This is a genomic window from Bacteroides sp. RCH18, from assembly GCF_058231005.1.
In genome coordinates, this window is sequence record NZ_JBIPTC010000002.1 from 923,925 (window position 1) to 948,280 (window position 24,356).

A 24,356-nucleotide genomic window follows, 5' to 3' on the forward strand; every position below is an offset into this window, starting at 1 on the left:
AGAATTGTGGAAGTCGTGAGACTTCCCTTTTTTTCATCTTAACGTTTACTATCCTTCATTGTTTGAATGTGCAAGTTGTTTTGTAGAATGGTACAGGATGGCTATGAAGAATAAGTAAACCTAAAAAGCCTTCTTCGTGAGAAGAGGCTTTTTTGTTTTTGGAACTTTTTGAATAAATAATTGGTTAAAAAAACAGGAGGACAAACTCATACTGAGTGCCCTCCTGTTTTTTATTCTATATAATTATATCGGATTAATCCAATACGATAGGCTTATATTTAGGAACCAGTGCTTTCATAATAACCCAACCGATTAGGTAGGCCACTGCGCATACACAGAAGATTACAAAGTAGCCGGCCGGTTTTCCTTCGAATCCCATGAATGTCATCGCAGGGTGTACAAACTGTGCTCCTTGTTCCAGCAGTTCTTTTGTCATTTCCACTTCTTTACCGTCAACCATTGTTGTTCCGGAAGCATATACAAATAAGTTACCTGCCACTTTCTGAAGAATCATTGAACCGATACCACCGGCCATACCACCGATACCGGTGATACTTGCAATCGCTGTTCGGGGAAACATATCACCTACTGTAGAGAAGATATTAGCCGACCATGACTGGTGGGCAGCTCCGCCGATACCGATCAGGATCACGGGGAACCACGGAGAGAATGTTCCCAATGGCTGTGCCAGCAATACCACTAACGGGAAGAATGCGAAAATCAACATTGCTTTCATACGTGCCGCATAAGGGTTCATGCCAGTCTTGTTGATGAAGATAGTAGGAAGCTTGCCACCGTAGATGGATAACATGGTGATTGCATAAAGCGTGAAGATAAGTCCCATTCCCAGAGGATCGGAAGTTTTGATACCGAATTGGGAATTCAGGTAAGACGGGGTCCAGAACAAGAAGAACCACCATACACCGTCAGTGGTAAATTTACCGAAGACAAATGCCCAAGTTTGTTTGTAGCTGAAACATTGCCAGAATCTCATCTTTTTCTCGTCTTTCTCCTCTGTTTTCGGACCTGCACCGACTTCATTCTGGTCTTGTTCGATATATTCAAGCTCGGCTTTGTTTACGTGCTTGCTCTTTGAAGGAGCATCGTACATAAATACCCAGAAGCCCATCCAGATAAAACCAAGTCCACCAATAACGATAAACGCCATTTCCCAGCCGAAAGCTTTGGCAAGAATAGGAATGGTGAGCGGAGCGATCAAGGCACCGATAGAAGCACCGGCGTTGAAGATGGAAGTAGCATAAGCACGGTCCTTCTTCGGGAAGTACTCGGCAGTTACTTTAATAGCAGCGGGGAAGTTACCGGCTTCTCCGAGAGCAAGTATACAGCGTGCAGCCAGGAAGCAGTACATACTGACAGTAGCGATGGTTACCACCACGTCTCCGGTAGCTCCGGCAAGTTCGGCAGCACTGTGCAGTCCTACCTGTGCTTCTGTTACAATACCACAGACTGCGTGCAGACAGGCACCGGCAGACCATACGCCGATAGCCCAGAGGAATCCTTTCTTCGTTCCCATCCAGTCCACAAAGCGACCGGCAAAGAGCATACATATTGCGTAAACAATAGAAAATACGGAAGTGATAGTACCGTAGTGTGATTCATCCCAGTGAAATTCCGGTTTGATAAATTCATCCCAGGTGAGCGATAGTACCTGGCGGTCGAGATAGTTAACTGTAGTAGCAAAAAATAGCATCGCACAGATCGTCCATCTGTAGTTTGTCATTTTTTCGCCTGTTTTTTGAAATGCATTCATGATAATGGATTTAAATAGATTTTGATTTGCTGACAAAGGTCGGTATTTCAGCTGGATTTTTTTTGTAATAATTGGTCAAAATCATGTATAATTCGTTGCATTATACATATTATTTGTACATAGTAATGTATTATCGTAACAATTTGGTCTCTTTGGGGGAAGAATATGACAAATCCGGAAAACTTCATTCTCTCCCCGTTTCGAGGAAAGAATGAAGCTTTTCGGATCACTTGATATGTGCTAAAGAGCTGCGCAAAGATTAGCGCATTTCTGTATATTTGATCTTATCCATGTCGCCATAGTCAAGATTTTCACCGGCCATACCCCAGATGAACATATAGTTGCTGGTTCCGGCAGCTGCGTGGATAGACCATTCCGGTGACATGATAGCTTGTTCGTTCTGCATCCATACGATGCGTTCTTCCTGAGGTTCGCCCATGAAGTGGCAGATGGAGTTGCCTTCCGGCACGTTGAAGTAGAAATATGCTTCCACACGGCGACTGTGAGTATGTGCCGGCATGGTGTTCCATACACTACCCGGTTTCAGTTCTGTCAATCCCATTTGCAGTTGGCAAGGACCTTCTTCAAGTACGTTGTTAACAATCAGCTGGTTGATAACGCGGTCGTTGCTTTCTTCCATCTTTCCTGCCGCGAAAGAGTTTGCTTTTAGAGAACCTTTGCGTCCGTCGATAGTGATCAACTGAGTTTTGTACTCCTTGTGAGCAGTAGCGGAGTTGATATAGAATTTTGCAGGTTTGCTGGCATCTTTACTCTTGAAAGTAACTTTCTGCTTGCCTCTGCCTACATACAATGCATCTTTGAAGTTCAGCGTATATTCCTTGCCGTCAACAGTTACGATACCTTCGCCGCCAATGTTGATAACACCCAGTTCGCGACGTTCGAGGAAATACTTAGCTTTCAGCGGATCGATAGTTTCAAGTACCAGTTCTTTTGTTGCAGGTACGGCACCACCGAAGATGAGGCGGTCGTACATGGAATAAGTCACGTTGATTTGATCAGGAACCATTACTTTTTCCATCAGGAAGCTACTACGCAGGCGGTTTGTATCATACGTTTTCACGTCTTGCGGATTGCAAGCCACCTGCATCTTGTAATTTACCTGGGCAGAAGCAGACATAGCTGCGATACCCATCATCATTGCAATTGCTAATTTTTTCATCTTTCGAATCTTTATTTGGATTATACTTATATTTAATCGTTAGCTGCGTTTTTCGCATCATTTCTTTTCATGCGGATCCGGTTGTAGACTGCCATTCCTAGAGCAAGGGCTACGAGGATGGCAGGACCGATAATCTTCAGACTGTAAGTCAGGTGGAAGATACCCCAGCAGAAGAGGCTGGAAGCAAAGTCGAGCGCTCCGCCTTCGAAGCCGGCGGGGATATTTACTGTCGGGTCACCCGTAGCGGCATATACGTCTTTGGCAGCCATCGTGAAGAATCCTGCCAGTTCTGTTACGAAGTACAGACCTACGATCAATGCTACCAGTCCGATGATGAATGATTTCACCACATTACCTTTGGTGATAGGCAGAATCATCGGGAATAGGTAGAACATACCGGCCAGAGAAGCCAGCGGTAAGAAACGGTTACCCGGAAGGATCACTGCAAGGAAGATAGTAACCGGGATCAAAAGCAGGGATACAACCAGCGTTGTCGGGTGGCCGATAACAAGTGCAGGGCTCATACCGATGCTCAGGCCTGTATTACTCTTATATTTTTTAGCGATCAATTCACGGGTTGCATCAGAGATAGGTTTCAAACCTTCAATGAAAAGGCTGGTGATACGTGGAATCAACTCCATAACCGCTCCCATTTTGATACCCAATCCAAGGATACCCGGAATGCCGTCCAGTACTTCTTTCCAGCTGGCACAGCCCAAAGCTCCGATACCGCAACCAATCACGATACCCAGGAATAACGGTTCACCCATCAGACCGAATTTCTTCTTCATTCCTTCAGAGTCGATATTCAGTTTGTCGAATCCCGGAATTTTATCTAAAAGCTTGTTGATTACAATCGCGAACGGAACGAAGCTCTGGCAGAAAGGCTGCGGGATAGAGATACCGTCCATCTTATCATAGAACTTCTGAAAAGCAGGAGCAGTCATGTCTGCCATTACCAATGTTATAATGTAGCAAATGATAGCGGCGAAAAATCCCCAGAAAATACTATCGGAGGCGAAGTATACGATAGCCCCGATAAATGCGAAGTGCCAGTAGTTCCAAAGGTCAATATTAACAGTACGGGTTGTTTTGGTCAGTAGCATTAACAGGTTTACTCCCAGACAAACAGGGATAATGAAAGCGCCGACCGAGGTATTATAGGCAACTGCTGCTGCCGAAGGCCATCCCATGTCGAAAATACCGAGTTCCAATCCGTAGATTTCTACCATCTTACTTAATGCCGGACCAAGACTACTGGTCAACAGGGCTGTGACTACAGATAAGCCGACGAAACCGACTCCCACCAACAAACCGCTTTTGAGCGCTTTAGGGAGTTTAATGCCGATACATACTCCTAAAATTGTGAAAATGATCGGCATCATTACTGCCGCTCCCAGACCGATAATGTACTTGAATACTTCTTCCATTCTGTTCTATTTTTTCTCTGTTTTTAATGATAAATTACTGTGTTTCCCCAGAGGGTATTAGTTGTAAACCGTGCCAAAAGTACGACCTTTTCCGCTTTATTCCAAAACGAAACTCTTAATTTATCAGTTAATGCATCAAAAATGGACATTTTTGACGTTTACGTGCACAAAATTAGTCGTTTCCGTGCACGAAAAACAAAAAATACACCTTCTTAACTAAAAAATCCCACTCTGTTTGGAGGAAATACACTACTTTCGTAGCATGAAAAAATAGCATGTATAATCCTTAAAACAATAAACCATGAGACGAAGCTCTTTTTATAAAATTTTGATATTAGTAATAATAATGTCAAGCACCATTTCACTGTCGGCGCAGCAGGTGGATGAAAAACTGCCTTGGTCGGTGCGGATGACTGAATCGGAGATGATTCGTTGCCCGGAATCCTGGCAGCTCGATTTTCAGCCCAGACTGAAATGGGACTATTGCCACGGACTGGAATTGGGGGCGATGCTTGATGTATACGATACTTATGGCGACAAGAAAATACGAGATTATGCAATTGCTTATGCAGATACGATGGTGCATGAGGATGGAAGTATTACTGCATACAAATTGACCGATTACAGTCTGGACCGTATCAATTCCGGAAAAATCCTGTTTCGTATCTATGAGCAGACCAAGGATGAAAAGTATAAGAAGGCATTAGACTTGCTCTATAGCCAGTTTGCCGGACAGCCTCGTAATGAAGACGGAGGATTCTGGCATAAAAAGATATATCCGCATCAGATGTGGCTGGACGGACTTTATATGGGAGCTCCTTTTTATGCAGAATATGCTTTCCGTAATAATCGCCCGCAGGATTATGCAGACGTCATCAATCAGTTTATCACCTGTGCCCGTCATACGTATGATCCGAAGAATGGTCTTTATCGTCATGCGTGTGATGTAAGTCGCACGGAGCGCTGGGCCGATCCGGTGACAGGACAGTCAAAACATTGTTGGGGACGTGCGTTAGGCTGGTATGCGATGGCGTTGGTAGATGTGCTTGATTTTATTCCGAAGCATGAGGCCGGAAGAGATTCGTTGCTTGCAATCTTGGATAATGTAGCGGTTCAGGTAAAGAAACTGCAAGATCCGGAGACCGGTGGATGGTATCAGGTGATGGACAGAAGCGGTGACAAGGGTAATTATCTGGAATCATCCTGTTCGGCAATGTTCATATACAGTCTGTTTAAAGCAGTACGTATGGGATATATCGATCCGTCTTATCTGGATGTAGCAAAGACTGGTTATGAAGGTTTTCTGAAAAATTTCATTGAAGTGGATAAAGATGGAGTGGTGACTATAACGAAGGCCTGTGCCGTAGCAGGGCTGGGTGGGAAGGTTTATCGTTCCGGCGATTATGACTATTATATAAATGAAACGATCCGTAATAACGACCCGAAAGCAGTAGGACCATTTATTATGGCGAGTCTGGAATACGAATGTTTGCAAAAGTAATTTCGATCGATGAAAAGGAATATTTTGAAAGGAATGGCGTTGTTTCTTCTGCTTTGTTCAGGAGGAACTTTGGCCTGTGCACAACAGCAAAAGCAAGACACAATAGTCGTGTCACGAGACGGAACGGGAAAATATCGGGATATTCAGGAAGCCGTGGAAGCGGTACGTGCTTTTATGGATTATACGGTGACTATCTATATAAAGAATGGTATATACAAAGAAAAACTGGTGATTCCTTCATGGGTGAAGAACGTGCAGCTGGTAGGTGAAGATGCCGAAAAGACGATCATCACGTATGATGATCATGCCAATATCAATAAAATGGGCACTTTCCGCACTTATACTGTAAAGGTAGAAGGAAGTGACATTACTTTTAAGAATCTGACCATTGAGAACAATGCCGCTCCTTTGGGGCAGGCAGTTGCGCTCCATACCGAAGGAGACAGGCTGATGTTTGTCGGCTGTCGTTTTCTGGGAAATCAGGATACTATTTATACAGGATCGGAGGGTAGCCGCCTGTTATTTACTAACTGCTATATTGAAGGAACTACAGATTTCATCTTCGGCCCTTCTACAGCTTTGTTTGAATATTGCGAACTACACAGCAAGCGCGATTCATACATCACCGCCGCTTCTACTCCGAAAGAGGTGGAGTTTGGTTATGTTTTCAAGAACTGTAAGCTGACAGCCGCTCCCGGTATCAAGAAAGTCTACCTGGGACGTCCTTGGAGACCTTATGCTGCTACGGCTTTTATTAATTGCGAGTTTGGCGGACATATCCGTTCGGAAGGCTGGCACAACTGGAAGAATCCGGAAAACGAAAAGACTGCCCGTTACGCTGAATTTAAAAATACGGGTGAAGGTGCGGATGCTTCCGGACGTGTGAAATGGGCTAAACAACTGACTGATAAAGAAGCGGTGCAATATACTCCGCAGAATATATTTAAGGAATGCAGCAATTGGTATCCTTATAAATAACATCAGTTCGATATAAGAGTAATCCGCATGGTTTCCCCTTCCGGAAGGAGGAGAATTGAGTTACTCAAATTTATATCGAACTCACGTTAAATAGAAGTCATAAGGGAACTTGGATTTTGTACCAATAAAATAAGATTATGAAAAATAGACTGCTATTACTGCTTATAGTATTTATCCTTTTCTCCGCTTTTCGTGCGGATAAACCTGTATTGACCATCTTCACGATAGGTGACTCTACGATGGCTAACAAAAATTTGTACGGTGGAAATCCCGAACGCGGCTGGTGTATGGTGCTTCCCGGATTTTTCTCAGAAGATATACGTGTTGATAATCATGCTGCCAATGGCCGCAGTTCCAAAAGTTTTATATCTGAAGGCCGATGGGCAAAAGTGATTTCTCAGGTAAAGAAGGGAGATTATGTCTTTATCCAGTTCGGACACAATGATGAAAAGGCTGATTCTGCACGCCATACTGATCCGGGAACGACCTTTGATGACAATCTCCGTCGTTTCGTCAATGAAACTCGTGCCAAAGGAGGGATTCCTGTGTTGTTCAACTCCATTGTTCGTCGTAATTTTGTACAGCCGGAAGATGCCTCGATTGCCACAGATGCCCGTCGTGCTCCGGGTGAACAGGAACTGCCGAAAGAAGGAAACGTCTTGTACGATACGCACGGTGCCTACCTTGATTCTCCGCGTAATGTGGCAAAAGAGATGGGAGTGGTGTTTATCGATATGAACAAAATTACCCATGATCTGGTGCAGGGACTGGGTCCCGCAGAGTCGAAGAAGTTGTTTATGTTTGTCGAACCTGAGAAAGTTCCGGCTTTTCCGAAAGGCCGGGAGGATAATACCCATTTGAATGTGTACGGAGCACGGACTATCGCCGGGCTGACTGTAGATGCCATCGCAAAGGAAATACCGGAACTGGCAAAATATGTCCGTCATTATGATTACGTAGTGGCACAAGACGGAACAGGTGATTTCTTCACGGTGCAGGAAGCGATAAATGCAGTACCCGATTTTCGCAAGAATGTGCGTACTACTATCTTGGTCCGTAAAGGCACTTATAAAGAGAAGATTATTATTCCGGAATCCAAAATAAATATCTCTCTGATAGGAGAGGACGGTGCGGTGCTGACAAATGATGACTTTGCCAATAAGAAAAATGTGTTTGGTGAGAATATGGGAACTTCGGGATCGTCGAGTTGCTACATTTATGCTCCCGATTTCTATGCGGAGAACATCACTTTTGAAAACTCGGCAGGACCGGTAGGACAGGCGGTAGCCTGTTTTGTATCTGCCGACCGTGCGTTCTTTAAGAACTGTCGTTTTCTCGGTTATCAGGATACCCTTTATACGTATGGCAAGCACAGCCGTCAATATTACGAGGATTGCTATATCGAAGGAACGGTTGACTTTATCTTCGGATGGTCTGTAGCCGTATTCAATCGTTGCCATATCCATAGCAAACGTGATGGTTATGTGACGGCACCTTCTACAGATCAAGGCAAAAAGTATGGATATGTCTTTTATGATTGCCGGTTGACTGCTGATCCGGATGTTGCCAAAGTATATCTGTCTCGTCCGTGGCGTCCGTATGCACAGGCTGTATTTATCCGTTGTGAACTGGGTAAACATATCCTTCCGGAAGGCTGGCACAACTGGGGAAAGAAAGAAGCGGAGAAAACCGTATTTTATGCCGAATACGATAGTCGTGGTGAGGGAGCCAATCCGAAAACCCGCGCAGCTTTCTCTCGTCAACTGAAGAATCTGAAAGGCTACGAGATGGAAACGGTTTTGGCAGGTGAAGATGGCTGGAATCCGGTAAAGAATGGAAATCGGATGGTGGAAGTGAAACGCTGACCGGATCGGAAAGTAACATTATTTGATCAAAAATAAGAGAACGATTCTGTTAAATAAACACTGAATATAGATGTAAGTTCAGCTAAATCATTATCTTTACACCATTCAATATATGTGTGTAATAATGATAAAAAGAATCTTATATCTAATTCTTTTGTGCCTGACCGCGCCTGTAGTGCAGGCACAACAACACAGTTTTTTCACCCATTATTCTACCGAGGATGGGTTGTCTCAAAACACGGTGATGAGCATGTTGCAGGATCACAAAGACAACCTTTGGTTTGCCACATGGGATGGAATCAATCGTTTTGATGGCTATAACTTTAAAACTTATAAAGCACGTCAGGGCAATTACATCAGTCTGACCAATAACCGTGCCGACCGGATGTATGAAGACCGGTACGGCTTTCTGTGGTTATTGACTTATGACAACCGTGTCCACCGTTTTGACCCGAAAACGGAGACGTTCGAACAAGTTCCGGCAGCAGGTGAAGAGGGTAGTACATACAACATTCACGCTATTCAGGTATTGCCCGATGGTACGGTCTGGCTGCTGACGGAGCATGATGGAGCTATCCGTGTAGTCACGCTTCCTCAGAAGAATTATACGACGAAATCAGATATTTATTCAACGAAGTCCGGTCTGTTTCCTGCCGATCACTTTTATCAGGTCTATCAGGACAAAGCCGGCAATCACTGGCTGCTGACTGATAACGGTTTGGGAATGATACGCCCCGGTGAGCAGCAACCAGTGAATTTCTTTGTGGAGACGAAAGGGAAACAAGACGGCATGAATCAGGCATTTTATGCGGTCCGGGAATGTGAAGACGATATCTGCTTTGCTTCCGACAGGGGGAGAATCTGGTGTTATCAGAAACAGGGCGGAGAGTTTCGCCTGCTCGAACTTCCGACGAAAGCCCGCATTACTTCTATACACACGGTGGGCAATGACAACACTGTAGTGACAACAGATTCGGACGGGTTCTTTCTTTGCAACCTGAAGACAAACAAACATACGCATTATTCTCCCGTGACCTGCAAGGAGTTGTCCGCTCAACCGATTCTTTCGGCTTATGTAGACCGCACGTCAGAGGTCTGGTTCGAACAGGAAGAGCCGGGAGTCGTCGTTCATTTTAATCCTGCCACCGGTGTGGTAAAGCGTGAACAGATGCGGGTGGAATACAGTAACGCCGATCGTTCACGTCCCGCTTTCCATATCCATGAAGATATCCACGGGCATATATGGGTACATCCTTATGGCGGCGGATTCTCCTATTTTGATCGTGAGCGGAACTGTCTCGTTCCTTTTTATGATGATTTGGGCAGTAACAACTGGCGCTTTTCTAACAAGATACATGCCGCTTTTTCTGATAAACAGGGGAATTTGTGGCTTTGTACCCACTCCAAAGGGCTGGAGAAAGTAACATTCCGCAACGTACCGTTTTCAATGCTGACTCCCGTTCCGCATGAATATGAATCTTTGAGCAACGAAGTGCGGTCGGTATGCGAAGATAAACAGGGGAATTTGTGGGTCGGACTGAAAGACGGAATGATCCGCCTGTACGATTCGAACCGGAAATATATAGGTCATCTGACAGGCAATGGAACCATTTCGCCGACAGGTACGCCTATGGAGGGTACAGCCTATTTTATTATGCAGGATTCAAAAGGGATTATCTGGATTGCCACCAAAGGAAACGGTTTGGTGCGTGCCGAACAGACTTCTCCCACAGGTCTGTCTTATAAACTGACCCGTTATCAGCACGACGCCAATGATATGTACAGTCTGAGTGACAACAATGTATATTGTGTTTATGAAGATCATCATGGTCGTATCTGGGCGGCTACTTTTGCAGGCGGTATCAACTATATTTCCCAGGGAGAACATGGAGAGACCGTCTTTATCAATCACCGGAATAACCTGAAAGGATATCCGATTGACGTCTGTTACAAAACGCGTTTTATCACTTCGGATAATAACGGACGTCTTTGGGTAGGTACTACCACAGGCGCCGTTGCCTTTGATGAGAATTTCAAAAAGCCGGAAGATATACAGTTCCACCACTTCTCGCGTGTCCCGAACGATACGAAGAGTCTAAGTAATAATGACGTACATTGGATTATCGCTACCCAGCAGAAGGAACTCTATCTGGCGACTTTCGGCGGGGGACTGAACAAACTGATTTCCATCAGCGAAGACGGTCACGGTGAATTTAAATCTTACTCAGTACTCGACGGACTTTCTTCGGACGTCTTGCTTTCCATCCGTGAAGACCATAAACAGAATCTTTGGATCAGTACGGAAAATGGAATTTGTAAGTTTGTTCCTGCCGGCGAACGTTTTGAGAATTACGATGAACGAAGTATCAGTTTCCGTGTCCGTTTCAGTGAGGCGGCTTCTACGCTGACATCCGGCGGAGATATGCTGTTTGGAACCAGCAACGGATTATTCATGTTCAGTCCGGATTCTATCCGGAAGAGTAGCTATGTGCCTCCTGTAGTCTTTTCCAAGTTGATGGTAGCGAATGAAGATGTAATTCCGGGAGAGAAGTCCATATTGAAAGTCGATTTGGATGATACACAGGAACTGGTGCTTTCTCATGATGAGAATATCTTTTCCGTTCAGTATGCTGCACTCGATTATACGAATCCGCAGAATATACAGTACGCATACATTCTCGATGGTTTCGAGAAGCAGTGGACTTTTGCCGACCGGCAAAGAAACGTGACCTATACTAACCTTCCGAAAGGAGATTATATATTCCGTGTCCGCTCTACCAATAGCGATGGGGTGTGGGTGGACAATGAGCGCATCTTGAATATTACAATCCTTCCTTCTTTTTGGGAAACACCTTTGGCGTATGTGCTGTATGTCTGCTTTGTGCTACTGATTATTTTTGTTGCGGTTTATATCCTGTTTACCATTTATCGGTTGAAGCATGAGGTGTCTGTAGAACAACAGATTTCTGATATCAAGCTGCGCTTCTTTACGAATATATCCCATGAACTCCGTACTCCTCTGACGTTGATTGCAGGGCCGGTGGAACAAGTTTTGAAGAACGATAAACTGCCGGCTGATGCACGGGAACAGTTGGTAGTGGTCGAACGGAATACCAACCGTATGCTTCGTCTGGTCAATCAGATTCTGGACTTCCGTAAGATTCAGAACAAGAAGATGAAGATGCAGGTGCAACAGTTAAATGTCGTTGTCTTTGTCCGCAAGATTATGGATAATTTTGAGTCGGTGGCGGAAGAACACAACATCGATTTCCTTTTCCAGACAGAGAAAGAGGCTTTGAACCTTTGGGTGGATGCCGATAAGTTTGAAAAGATTGTGTTTAACCTTCTATCCAATGCGTTTAAATATACTCCTAACGGGAAAATGATCACCGTCTTTATCCGTGAAGATGAGGGCACGGTGTCTGTCGGCGTACAGGATCAGGGGATTGGTATCGCCGAAAATAAACGGAAGTCTCTCTTTGTGCGCTTTGAGAACTTGGTGGACAAGAATATTTTCAATCAGGCAAGCTCCGGCATCGGTCTTTCTTTGGTGAAGGAACTGGTAGAGATGCACAAGGCTACGATTTCCGTTGACAGCCGGCTTGGTGAAGGAAGTTGTTTTAAAGTGGACTTTCTGAAGGGCAAAGAGCATTATAGTAGTTCAGTGGAGTTTATTCTCGAAGATTCGGCTGCTCCGCTGAGCATGGAACGTATTGTGGATATCGCTAATTCTTCGCTTCAGACAGAAGCTGCCATCGTAGATGCGCCGGACCTGGAAGTATCTGCTGCCAAAGAAGAGGCTGGGGAAAGCAGTTCGAAAGAGCTTATGTTACTGGTAGAGGATAATCAGGAATTGCGTTCCTTCCTGCGCAGTATTTTCGCTTCAACTTATCGGGTGGTAGAGGCTTCCGACGGTATGGAGGGGTGGAGCAAGGCTCTGAAGTATCTGCCGGACATTATTATCAGCGACGTCATGATGCCGGAGAAAGACGGTATCGAAATGACGCGTGAACTTCGTGCGGATATGACGACCAGCCATATTCCTATCATCCTGCTTACTGCCAAGACGACGATAGAAAGTAAATTGGAAGGACTGGAATATGGGGCGGATGATTATATCACCAAGCCTTTTAGTGCGACTTATCTTCAGGCTCGTGTGGAGAACCTGCTGATGCAGCGTAAGAAACTGCAAAATTTCTATCGTGATAGTTTGACGCATGTGACGGTGTCTGAAACTCCGGTTGCTCAAGGGGAGACTTTAGCAGGTCATGCATCTGCTGAACCTGTAAGTAGTGCAACGGAAGAGCCTGCGATGCCGGAAATGTCTCCTAACGATCGTAAGTTTATGGATAAACTGGTTGACTTGATGGAGCAGAATATGGATAACGGGGAATTGGTAGTGGATGATTTGGTTCGTGAACTGGCTGTCAGCCGTTCGGTGTTCTTCAAGAAACTAAAAACGCTTACGGGATTGGCTCCTATCGAGTTCATAAAGGAAATGCGTATCAAGCGTGCCGCACAATTGATTGAAACGGGAGAGTTTAATATGACTCAGATTTCTTATATGGTCGGTATCAATGACCCGCGTTATTTCAGTAAATGTTTTAAGGCGCAGGTCGGTATGACTCCGACAGAGTATCGGGAGAAAGTCGGTCGGTAATTGGAGCTTTTTGCAGTTTTATCTCCTTAGAAGTTTCATTGAATAAATAGCGTTCAGCCGTTTCAGCTTTCTTCGGAAAAGCCTTGATAGAAGGTGATAGCGGCTGAAGGTACCATTTCATACTCTTGCGTAGACGTGCTCTGAACGGGGAGGAGTGGTTTCAGTTCTTTCAGGTTTATAGTTTGAGTTTCTGCTTTTATAGTCGATAAGCTATGTATATCTTAAATTTTGAACAAAGGCTGGTTGATATGTAGGCAAAGGCTGACTGACGTACGGGCAAAGGCTTGCTGACCCGTCGGCTCAGGCTTGCTGACGTGTAGGCTTAGGCTTGCTGACCTCCGAGCTAAAGTTTGCTGACAAATAAGGTGAGAATGATAGAAACAGCGCTGAAAATATGATGAATGAATAGAGCCTCTGTTTAAGTAAAACAGACCTTTGACTTTTAGTAAATAGAACTTCTGATTGGAACAAATGCAGGCTCTGTTTTTGAAACTGAAAGAGCTGAATGCTGAAATCTCTTTTCAGGGACTACTGCTTTCAGCTGTATCTCCTTCTGACAGGGCTTTTGCGGAGATAACTGAAAGAACTGAATACCTGGATTTCAACTTTATTTAGTAGGTGGCTGATTCTTTCATTGTTAGCCTGACAGGCAGGCTTTTTTATAAATTTGTATTAGAGTAAATAGAAAGAAGTACAGGAGTTGTTATGATGATGTACTAGAGTCACTCCAAGGATGTAGAAGATTTAAGGAAAAGCTGTATAAGAATTGGATGAATGGTGTACAAGACGGGAGTGAATCATGCACTTCTTTGGAAGAATATAAAAAGATAGCGATATTCGAATCCGGACATCGCTATCTTTTTATATACAGTGTCTGAAACAGACACTTAGGGTTTATTAATTATCAGATTTATTCTTTAATCCATCTAGGGTCGCCAGCTTTGGAATCTTTGATATCTTCAGCTCCAACAGTGAAATCTCCACTTTCAGGATTTGTGAATTTAGGGTCTATTTCTGTAGCATTACATGCTGACGGGTCTGTATAAAGTCCATTGGTTGCATCCCATAGGTTTGCACTGTTATGGTAGTAATTCTTAGAATAGCTAGCCTGAGCTTTCAACTTTCCCTTCTTTGCCCAGTATCCTAATGTTCCGACACCGATTTGGGAGAATACACATTTCTCAACAGTTAATTTGCCTGTAGAAGTAGAAACCTTATCCATTAAGAACAATCCATTATTATTGCTGCCGCCATCATAAGAGCATACTTTGTAGAAAGTGCAATTGGTTACACTTACAGTAGCTGATGTCATATTACAACGTAAGAAGGTACGTATACCATTACTAAAGGTTGAGTTTTGGATAGTTAATGTTCCTAATGTCGTATTGGCGCGAAGGTCGAAGCCGTCACCACCGGAACCTGTAATATTATCTGCCCAGCAGTTCTCAAACAAGGCTGTTCCTAAAGTTGCCGTTGCATTACAGTAAAGAATCTGATTCTTATAGTTTCTGATTTCGCAACCGCTGACTGTTAAAGTTGAAATATTAGCTCCACCTTGCAACTCTATGAAGTTTGAAACCAACTCTTCTGCTCCCGGAGTGTCACCACGGAAAATTACATTATTGATTTCTATGGAAGAAGCGCCGGCTTCAGGTTGTAAGCGGCCATAGATGGTAGGCATGTTTGCCTTGTCATAACCGCTGATGATAACAGATTTGTTTAGTGCATAATCTCCCAAAACAAACGAACCGGATACAAGAACGATGTTTGCACCATCTGCTGCTCCTTCGAGTACGGTAGCAAGATCATCACCTTCATATACAGGAGTCTTTCCCTGAAAGTCAATGGCTGTTTTAAATGTAACGGTACCACGGAGTTTATCTACATTGTATAACTTGGCTGTATACGATGTGCTTTCTTCCAGTCCGTCTATATAAGCCTTTTTGTTGGCTATATCCGTACTTTTCAGAGTATATGTTATGTCTGTTTTTCCATCTGCACTCAGCACGATTTTGGTTGCCGTTGCATCAATAGCCTCCCATGTAAGCGTTACTGCATGTGCTTCTATATTTTCGTCTTTCACAGAATTGAAGATATTCTCTGCTTCTGTCATGAAGGAAACAGCCGACCATTTTGATTCATTGATCTCTTCACTCAAGGCTCTGATTCTTGCTGTATATTGAGTTTCACCCAATAGTCCTTCTACAGTATATGTGTTGTCCGTAATCCCTTCATATGTTTTCGGAGTACCTTCGAAAGTCATATCTTGATTTTCATAAAGCTCGATCGTATATGATGTGGCATTTGTCACTGCTGTCCATTTAAACTTTACATTTGTCTTTTTCTGGATAACAGCTTCTACATTTGTCGGTGAGAATAATCGGTCAAATATTCCCGTTGTGACTTCGTCATCCGGTTCTGAACAGCTTACTGTAAAGGCAGACAGAACCAGGCTAAATAATACTGTATATATATAATTCTTTTTCATAATTCATTCATCATTAATAGTCATAATCGTTTGTTAGCACACCGTTACTTCCGTCTATAAATACTTTCCAGATAGGCCAGAATTGCTTGGTATCGGGATTGTTATCATACAATTGGTCAATAAGCAGCAAAGCAGCAGCCTGGTCTGCAGATTCTTTCGGTACAATCCATTCCTTACTTTTAGAGTAGCCTAATGTTTGTCCTATTTCATCTGTATCTCCATGGTTTAATCCATACATTTTGTAGGAAGTTGCATCTGTTCCATCCAAGCCCTCATTATAATAGATTTTCAAAGGAAGATCAGCGTATTCACCTTCACGGTTATATAATCGTGTCATTTTCTCTTTGGCTTCATTCATTTTACTTCCTAGAAGATTCCAACGGATCAGGTCGACTTTGCGTATTGCTTCTCCTGCAAATTCAAATTTACGCTCGTCTACAATTACGTTAAAGAATGCATCCTGACTGGCTTTTGCCTTCGTTAATATAGCACTTGCTTTTTCGGCCGGGTATGAACGGTCGAGGATTGCTTTCAAATATTTTCCTGCATCAGACGATCCTTTAGGACCTTCCAGTTCATTGATAGCTTCTGCTGCCATTAAATAAATATCAGCCATACGCATTACTTGCCAGTTCATGCCATCATCATTTGAAGAGTCAACTACACGGTTCATCCACTCGAAACGAACTTTACCAAAACTCCATCCCCCCCAGCATTTATTGGGTGCTTTCCAGGCAATGTCTCCATCGTTGTCACTTGTCCATTTAAAAGGTACACAAGTGATATCACGACGAACATCTTCTACATCATAATCATAAAACAAAGTCGGAATAGGACCGTTTATGCCTCCTTTGGCTAGTTTTGTCCATTGGTCTTTCTTTTCGTGTTTCACTCCCCAAGTGTAGATGACACGTCCACGGGATGCCGAAAATGGAATCTCGAAAATAGATTCTGCTCCTGCAATTGTTCCTTCAGCACATAGTGCTTTAAAGTTAGCTTCAAATGTGCCTAATGTGTTATAGCCTTTGCTGATGATGTCCAGACATTCATTTTTTGCAATTGTATATAGTTCCTGTCTTTCTGTTACATCTTCTGTATTGTAACGGATCCCATCCGGATGTTGTGAGTAACCTGCCGCAAATAATGCAATCCTCGCACGTAATCCTTTGGTGAAGGTTTGGCTTACTCGTTCTGTTGATTTAGTAAAGCTGTTTTCGTTAGGCCAGCCTACGTAGTCTTGTGCTATAAGTAAGTCGTTCAACAGTCTTCTCATGATAACCATACGGTCGGTCTTAGGCAAGTCGATTGTTTCTGTGGTGTTGGGCTCAAAACGGGCAGGGACATCACCGAACGCTTTAATCAGATCGAAATAGATAAAAGCTCTTAAGGTCAATAGTTCACCGTAAAACTGGCGCATATTGGCGCTACTCATATCGCTGTACTCGTCCATACCGGTTATAGCGCTGTTTGCACGTTCTATGGCTTCATAAAGTTTGGCCCAAACGTTGTTGTCCGTATTCATGTATTGATTATCGGTAGTGGCATTGTATGTTACCAAGGCTCCTTCTTTATCAGTGAAAGCTCCTTTCTTACCTGTATTATTCCAGATTTCACAGTCGCTGTTGACTCCGAAGTAGGCAATATAACGTCCACGATAAGAGTTTGTTTCACCGAATGACTGGTGCAGTCCCATCACTACATCATTGACCAAAGCCTCGTTAGAAAAAACTTCTGTCTTTTCCATAGATGACTTTTTGGAAGTATCTAATATGTCATCACAAGAAGAAAAAGCAAATAGTGATGCTGCTAATGCTGTATATAATATTTTTTTCATTACTTACTAGTTTTACTGATTAAAAATTAAGGTTCAAACCGATTACAAACTGACGGCTCTTAGGATATGCTGAATAGTCTACACCCGGAGTCAGTTGGCTGCCATTTCTGCGGCAAGTAGAAACTTCCGGATCGTAACCGCTATATCCCGTGATACAGAACAGGTTGTATCCCGTTACATAGAAACGAAGGTTATTGATTCCAACTTTCTTGGTTAGATGAGCAGGCAGAGTATATCCCAATGTCAAAGTGCTCAGACGAAGGTATGAACCGTCTTCAACAGCCCAATCCGAGAATACGAATTTGCTCATATAAGGTGACCACATCGTGGTGTTCTCGTTCATTTGCGCCAATTGGTTCATGTCTGTTACCAAATTGCCGTTTCCGTCAATATTAGTCCAACGTTTTGCAGCGGACATTTCAGAAGTCATGTTTCTGTATAAGTACTTGGAAGTAGAAGTTGTTTCGATCTTATTAGCGTTATAGATGTCGTTACCATAGCTCCATGTAAAGTTGGCTGCCAGGTCGAAACCATATAGGCGGGCATTGATGTTGAATCCACCTGTATGCAGGGGATTGGCATCGCCAATGATCGTTTTATCCTTTTCACCATTCGCATCTCCACTATTATCCAAATCTTTTAGTTTCATCATACCTGGGCGTGCAGTTCCAACGGCAGAAGATTTGTTGACGTCTTTCTTCAGAGTCCAGGTATCGGTTGTTGCATCATAACTCTCAAAATCGGAAACCTCATAACGTCCGGCACTTACATAACCATACATTTTTCCAACAGAACCACCTACTTCCGGCAAGAAATCCTGACCTATTTCTGTAGAAGCCCAATAAGATTGTGCTTGTTCGTTAGTAAGTTTCTGTAAAGAACCGAGAGATTTGATCTTATTTTTATTAAAACTGATATTGGCTCCAATGCTTAGACCAAAATTCTTTTTATCAACGGCTACCCAGTTGACGCTGGCTTCAAGACCTTTGTTTTCTGTCTCGCCCATGTTACGGTATTGGTAGTTATAACCAGTTCCGGATGTCGGGAACATAATTAACAGGTCTTTTGTATTATTCCAGTAGCCTTCAATTGTTCCGCTTAATCTGCCTCCTAAAGTAGTGAAATCCAAACCGACATTTCTTGTAATGGTTGTTTCCCAGGTGAGATCGCTGTTTGCCATATATTTACTTGGAGCAATGTAGGAATTGACACCATTGATCCATGGAGTTTTATTTAACTCATATAATTGAGAGATCTGTCCCGAAGGAATATTATTGTTTCCGGCTGTACCATAGCTAAAGCGGAGCTTCAGGTCATCCAACCAATTTTTGGTATTCTCCATGAATGATTCAGAAGATATACGCCATGCGACAGCGGCAGAAGGGAAGAATCCCCATTGGTTACCTTTGGCAAACTTTGAAGAACCATCGGCACGGAAAGTGGCGCTAAACAAGTATTTGCTGTCAAAGTCATAGTTTGCACGTCCGAAGAATGAGAACAACACATCATCCGGATAACCATAATTGGTCACTTCATATGGGTTTCCTTTTGTGGAATAGTTGATGCAGTCGTCTGCCGTATATTCAGTCGGGAAGCCATGTACAACGTTTCTTAATTCTCTCTCTCTGGTAACAATATATTCTTGACCAGCCAGCAGGTTTAAATGGTTTTTGTTATTCTTAAAGAACTTCTTGAAGTCATAACTTAAGGTGTTTGTACTGCGGAAGGCGGTTCTTGTACCACGAGTAAAAGAAATAGCAGGTTTACTCTTATCTTCATCGTCTACGTTATTTCTTACATAGTAAGTAGTCACACCATAATAGCGGTCTGCATTATTTCGATAATCGTCATAACCAACTTCTGCTTTTAGTTTTAAATCTTTGATTATTTCCCAAGTGATAGAGCCGGCAAGGTTATAGTTGATACGTTCTTTGCGGGTGTCATTATCTCTTAGGGAGATTAACGGATTAATCAATAGAGAATTGGCATCTTCTTCGTCTGCATTGAGTGCATCAGAGATACCAGGTACAGGATATGGAGTATACAACAAAGAATATTTCAGGCGTTTGTCCGTGTTCAATGAACTGTTGGCATCATTGGAACCTCCACCATTGATTTTGGTTTTGGAAAAGCGTGCTGAAAAATCTAAAGAAACGTTCTTCAGAGGCTTATGATTCAACTTTAAATTGAGGTTATCACGTGCATAGTCAGACATTTGCATGATGGCTTTGTCGTCAATATGAGAGTAGCTGAACGAATATTTGAACTTATCGCTACCACCATTAATGCTTAGATTGTGATTAAATGAATGTCCGGTACGTCCGAAAGTTAAATCCTGCCAGTCATTGGTAGCTACGTTGTCATACATGTCAAGGTCTTGATAATTACCAAAATACTTGATATAATCATCATTCTTATTTGTAAGTTGAGCCAGTTCATACTGCCATTTGGTATAATCGCTTGCGGAAAGTACATCTAATGTTTTTGCCACTTTTTTCCACGCATAATAAGCATTGTAGCTAACACTGACTTTGCCTTCTTTACCACTCTTGGTAGTAACAATAATTACACCATTAGCACCACGTGCACCGTAGATAGCAGTTGAAGAAGCGTCTTTCAATACATCGATTGATTCAATATCTGTAGGTGGAATATCTGAGATACTTTCCACTGGAAATCCGTCTACAATAAAGAGAGGTTCGTTACTTTGTGTGATTGAACCACCTCCACGTACGCGAATACTCATTTGTGCGTCAGGAGAGCCCTCTGTAGTTGTAATTTGTACACCTGCCATTTTTCCTTGCAATGCTTCAGTTGCAGACGCTACAGGAATGGCTGCTAAAGTTTCTGAATTAACGGATGCTACTGATCCTGTAATGTCTTTACGCTTGGCAGTACCATAACCGATAACTACAACTTCATCCAACGCTTTTGCATCATCTGATAGTGTAACATCAATCTTGCTTTTTCCTTTGATTGCGATTTCCTGCGTTTTCATACCAATATATGAAATAACTACAGTGGCGTTGGCAGGAACTTTTAGAGAGAAATTTCCATCCAGGTCAGTAATTGTACCATTGGTAGTATTCCCTTTTTCTACAATGGAAGCACCGATAATCGGTTCTCCGGTTGTGTCTTTCACATTACCATTTAAGGTAATAGTCTGCGCTGATACGCTGAGCGATAATGCTGCGAAAATCATTAGCAGCAAAGTGCGCATGTTTTTCATTCCTTTAGGCATCTTTTGTTCTTTTATATTAGATTATTAATATTCGAGTGTGTCCACTCTTAGAGTTCTCACTGGTGCAAAATTATGTTTTTGGGGCTTGTGGGATGTGTAATATTTGTTTTTACGATAGTATTTTTTGTTTTTCCGGCATAAAATGAATAAAGACGAGCGTTTATGGGGAAATGTACTCTCGTCTTAATCTTTTATAACTGTTTATTCGGCCTTTTAGTTTTATTTTTTAGAATCCGCAGGATACAGATGATTGACTAGCTCATTCAGATATACCTCAAGATTGGTGTATTCTTTACTTAAACTATATTGTGCGCCGTCGCTTGGATCATTCGGATTCAGATTGTGCTTTTTTTCCCATTCGTCCGGTATGCCATCTCCGTCAGAGTCGGTTGGGGCCGGTTCGGATTTATATTCGGGCCAGCCTCCAACGTCTATCGGTTGGTCAACCATTCCGTTGGTGCTTCCATGAGACCCTTCATAGGTGTAATTCCCTTTGCGGGTTTCTTCTACGATTCGTTGGTCTACGGCATCGCGGCGGTGAGAGGCTCCGGCAAATTGAAGTACATCTTTATAGGCTTTCTTTGCCGGTTGCAATGAAGTATGCTCTGCTATATCAAATGCTTTTTTGGATAATAAATTCTTTTCCGGTGCGAAGTCGTTCTTGACGATCAGACCAAATGTATTATCCATATTGACTTTATAAAGAGCTTCTTTCTGCTTGTCAGTCAGGCTGGGACAGGTGGCGTCCATAAAGTTTCCTTTGAAGTGGAAGATTCCATGTACCCCTGCCTCATTTTGATTTTTGCCGTCGTCTGCATAAGCGGTGAACAGGCGTCGGTATGAACCTTTGGTAGCACTATAGGGACCCGGCTTATAGTAATTATTGAGAAAGTTGTACGAACCGCCTTCACCGGCATAAGCCCCGTCACTACCATAATTGTAGATTACATTATTGAATAATTCCACCTTTTCCTCTTCCGGTTTGCCTGTATAACGGCTGCCGCAGAGTCGTGGAGTACGATTGGTGTGATGTGCCAACAGATTATGATGAAAGGATGCTTTTTGTCCACCCCAAATGCCACCATAGCCATGTGCTCCTTTCTCATGAATGGAGTTGGCGAGGCTTTCGCTGATGATACACCATTGAAGGGTGAAATGACTGTTATCATAGAAAGTGGCACATTCATCCGTACACCAGCTCAAAGAGCAATGGTCTATGATTATGTTACTGTTTCCTTTGGTACCGTTCATTGCATCGTCACCTTTTTGCTTGATGTCCGCTCCCATACGTGAACGGATAAAGCGGACAATCACATTGTCTGCTTGAATGGAAAAGGTGTAGTTCTTCAGACAGATGCCATCTCCGGGAGCTGTTTGACCTGCGATTGTCACATCTCCATTGTTGAGTTTTAAAGGTTTCTGCAATTCAATGATGCCGCTGACAGCGAAAACGATCGTACGGGGGCCCTTTTTGTTGATAGCCCAGCGGAAGGTTCCTTCCGAGCCGTCATCTGCCAGTGAAGTTACAGTGTATACCGTTCCACCGGCACCTCCTGTTGTATATTTCCCTGCACCGTCGGCGCCCGGGAAAGCCGGAACTTTTGAACGGTCGGGAGTAGCATTCTCTTTGTACGAATTGTCAGTATTTGTATTCCCTTGAATAGAAGGGAGCATAAATAAGGCACATAGCCCTGCCAGGATTTTTTTGTTCATAGCTACTTAGTTATTGGTTGGATATAAGGAGTTTACCAAACTATTCAGATAGACTTCGAGATTGGTATATTCCTTGCTTAAGTTATATTTGTTTCCGTCACTGCCGTCGTTGGGATTCAGCCCGTTGGCTGTTTCCCATTCGTCCGGTATCCCGTCTTTGTCACTATCCTGCTGTGTGGTGGTAGTGGATATGTATTCACTCCATCCTTCCACATCAGTTTGTGTATCGATCAGTCCGTTCGTTCCTCCGTTTGAGCCTGTGTATGTGAAAGTGCCTTCCTGGGTTTCTTTTACAATACGCTTGTCAATATGGTCACGCAGATTGGAAGCACCAGCGTATAGTAATACAGACTGATAGGCATCGTGTGCAGACTGAACGAACGAATAATCATCTAAGATAGGAAAACGCAAAGATACAAGCAAATCTTTTGTCGAAACTTCGTTGTTTTTTACGCAAAAAGCGGTAGAGGAGGTATTATCTGCATTCGCATTGGCCAATTCTGTCTTTTGTGAATTAGATAACTTCTCATGTGTTTCGAAATAATTCCCGTTTACATAGAATTTTCCATATATCCCTTGTGCCTGTTGGTTTTTACCATCATCTACGTAGGCGGTGAAAATACGGCAATGTACTTTTGCCGAAGCATTAACAGGTCCCGGCTTATAGTAGTTATTCATGATATTATAAGAACCTCCCTCTCCTGCATAGGCTCCTTCACCAGTCCAATTATAGATTACATTATTGCATAAATCGGCTTTTTCCATATCTTCTCTGTTAGAATAGCGGCTTCCACAGAGACGAGGGGTGCGGTTGCTATGGTGTGCCAGCAGATTATGGTGGAAGGTTGCAGGGCTTCCTCCCCATATTCCGCCATATCCATGGCCTCCTTTGTTGTGAAGAGAATTTGTCAGACTCTCGCTGATGATACACCATTGCATGGTAAAGTCGGTATTTCCATAGAAGGAAGCACATTCGTCTGTACTCCAACTCATGGAGCAATGGTCGATAATAATATTCCTTTTGCCGGGATAAGAATCTTGATACCCATTCATCGAATCATCTTCCGTCTTGCATTCATCCCCCATACGTGAACGGATAAATCGGATAATGACATTGTTTGCGTTGACACGTAAAGTGTAATTTCTCAGGCAAATACCGGGGTGGGGAGCGGTTTGACCTGCGATGGTTATATCGTCATTCTTTATTTGCAACTGTTTGCTTAAGGGGATGACTCCACCAACGGCGAACACAATCGTCCTTTTGCCCGACTTCTCTATCGCCCAACGGAGAGTACCTTCTGAACCGTCATCTTTGAGAGAAGTTACTGTATATACTGTTCCTCCGGCTCCACCGGTAGTTAGTTTTCCGGCTCCTTCGGCACCGGGAAAAGCTGCGACTGTCGAACGGTCGGGAGTCGGATACTCCGGCAGCTGATCCTCTCCCGAATCATCCGGATCAGTAGAATCTCCCGGCTGTTCTGTTGGAGGATTTGTGTCCTGTTCGAGATTTTCTTCCGAACAGGCTGTGAATGATATGAAGACAGATGCAAGAAAAGCTCCTAAAAAAGTTTTATTCATGGCATTAGTTCTTTAAAATATGGGTTGTACTCACGTATTGTGTTAATTATATGGTTGCAAATGTATAGGGAAGAAAAGACGTCGGTGTGCAATATTTGTTTTTCACATTGTATTTTT

Annotated in this window: 12 protein-coding genes; 4 read left to right on the plus strand and 8 right to left on the minus strand. The window is 43.2% G+C overall.

Translation table 11 applies throughout. The annotated features are described in order from the left end of the window. Positions 1-253 precede the first annotated feature (253 nt). From ACHLI0_RS18915 to ACHLI0_RS18925, 3 genes are all read right to left on the minus strand, one after another. The gene (locus ACHLI0_RS18915; RefSeq protein ID WP_165938023.1) at positions 254-1,771 is read right to left on the minus strand and encodes an MFS transporter; all 1,518 of its coding nucleotides are present in this window, start codon (positions 1,769-1,771) and stop codon (positions 254-256) included. A 259-nt stretch (positions 1,772-2,030) separates the two neighbouring features. Next, complete coding sequence (gene kduI / locus ACHLI0_RS18920) at positions 2,031-2,951, minus strand: 5-dehydro-4-deoxy-D-glucuronate isomerase (protein ID WP_225658130.1); 921 nt, start codon at positions 2,949-2,951, stop codon at positions 2,031-2,033. Positions 2,952-2,983: 32 nt separating this feature from the next. Beyond that, positions 2,984-4,381: a PTS galactitol transporter subunit IIC gene (locus ACHLI0_RS18925; RefSeq protein WP_011109102.1), complete on the minus strand. Its 1,398-nt coding sequence runs from the start codon at positions 4,379-4,381 to the stop codon at positions 2,984-2,986. 346 nt (positions 4,382-4,727) lie between these two features. Between ACHLI0_RS18925 and ACHLI0_RS18930 the strand changes: the two genes are divergently transcribed. The 4 genes from ACHLI0_RS18930 to ACHLI0_RS18945 all read left to right on the plus strand — a co-directional run bounded on the left by ACHLI0_RS18930 (position 4,728) and on the right by ACHLI0_RS18945 (position 13,385). Further along, positions 4,728-5,882 (plus strand): glycoside hydrolase family 88/105 protein, encoded by a 1,155-nt coding sequence (locus ACHLI0_RS18930; RefSeq protein WP_490749824.1) that lies wholly within the window; start codon positions 4,728-4,730, stop codon positions 5,880-5,882. 9 nt (positions 5,883-5,891) lie between these two features. After that, positions 5,892-6,860, plus strand: a complete 969-nt coding sequence (locus tag ACHLI0_RS18935; protein WP_202572887.1) for a pectinesterase family protein — start codon at positions 5,892-5,894, stop codon at positions 6,858-6,860. 137 nt (positions 6,861-6,997) lie between these two features. After that, entirely contained in the window at positions 6,998-8,725 is a 1,728-nt protein-coding gene (locus ACHLI0_RS18940) for a pectinesterase family protein (protein WP_490749825.1), read from the plus strand. A gap of 124 nt (positions 8,726-8,849) precedes the next feature. After that, positions 8,850-13,385, plus strand: a complete 4,536-nt coding sequence (locus ACHLI0_RS18945) for a hybrid sensor histidine kinase/response regulator transcription factor (RefSeq protein WP_490749826.1) — start codon at positions 8,850-8,852, stop codon at positions 13,383-13,385. Positions 13,386-14,295: 910 nt separating this feature from the next. Here the strand turns inward: ACHLI0_RS18945 and ACHLI0_RS18950 are convergent. The 5 genes from ACHLI0_RS18950 to ACHLI0_RS18970 form a co-directional block, all read right to left on the minus strand. Further along, positions 14,296-15,873, minus strand: a complete 1,578-nt coding sequence (locus tag ACHLI0_RS18950) for a DUF5123 domain-containing protein (protein ID WP_490749827.1) — start codon at positions 15,871-15,873, stop codon at positions 14,296-14,298. A gap of 13 nt (positions 15,874-15,886) precedes the next feature. Beyond that, positions 15,887-17,707 (minus strand): RagB/SusD family nutrient uptake outer membrane protein, encoded by a 1,821-nt coding sequence (locus tag ACHLI0_RS18955; RefSeq protein ID WP_234118377.1) that lies wholly within the window; start codon positions 17,705-17,707, stop codon positions 15,887-15,889. A 19-nt stretch (positions 17,708-17,726) separates the two neighbouring features. Further along, positions 17,727-20,948, minus strand: a complete 3,222-nt coding sequence (locus ACHLI0_RS18960; RefSeq protein ID WP_008764337.1) for a SusC/RagA family TonB-linked outer membrane protein — start codon at positions 20,946-20,948, stop codon at positions 17,727-17,729. 219 nt (positions 20,949-21,167) lie between these two features. Further along, a complete protein-coding gene (locus ACHLI0_RS18965; RefSeq protein WP_490749828.1) occupies positions 21,168-22,661 on the minus strand; it encodes a pectate lyase in 1,494 nt (497 codons plus the stop codon). A gap of 6 nt (positions 22,662-22,667) precedes the next feature. Beyond that, positions 22,668-24,239, minus strand: a complete 1,572-nt coding sequence (locus ACHLI0_RS18970; protein WP_490749829.1) for a pectate lyase family protein — start codon at positions 24,237-24,239, stop codon at positions 22,668-22,670. Between the last annotated feature and the right edge of the window lie 117 nt (positions 24,240-24,356).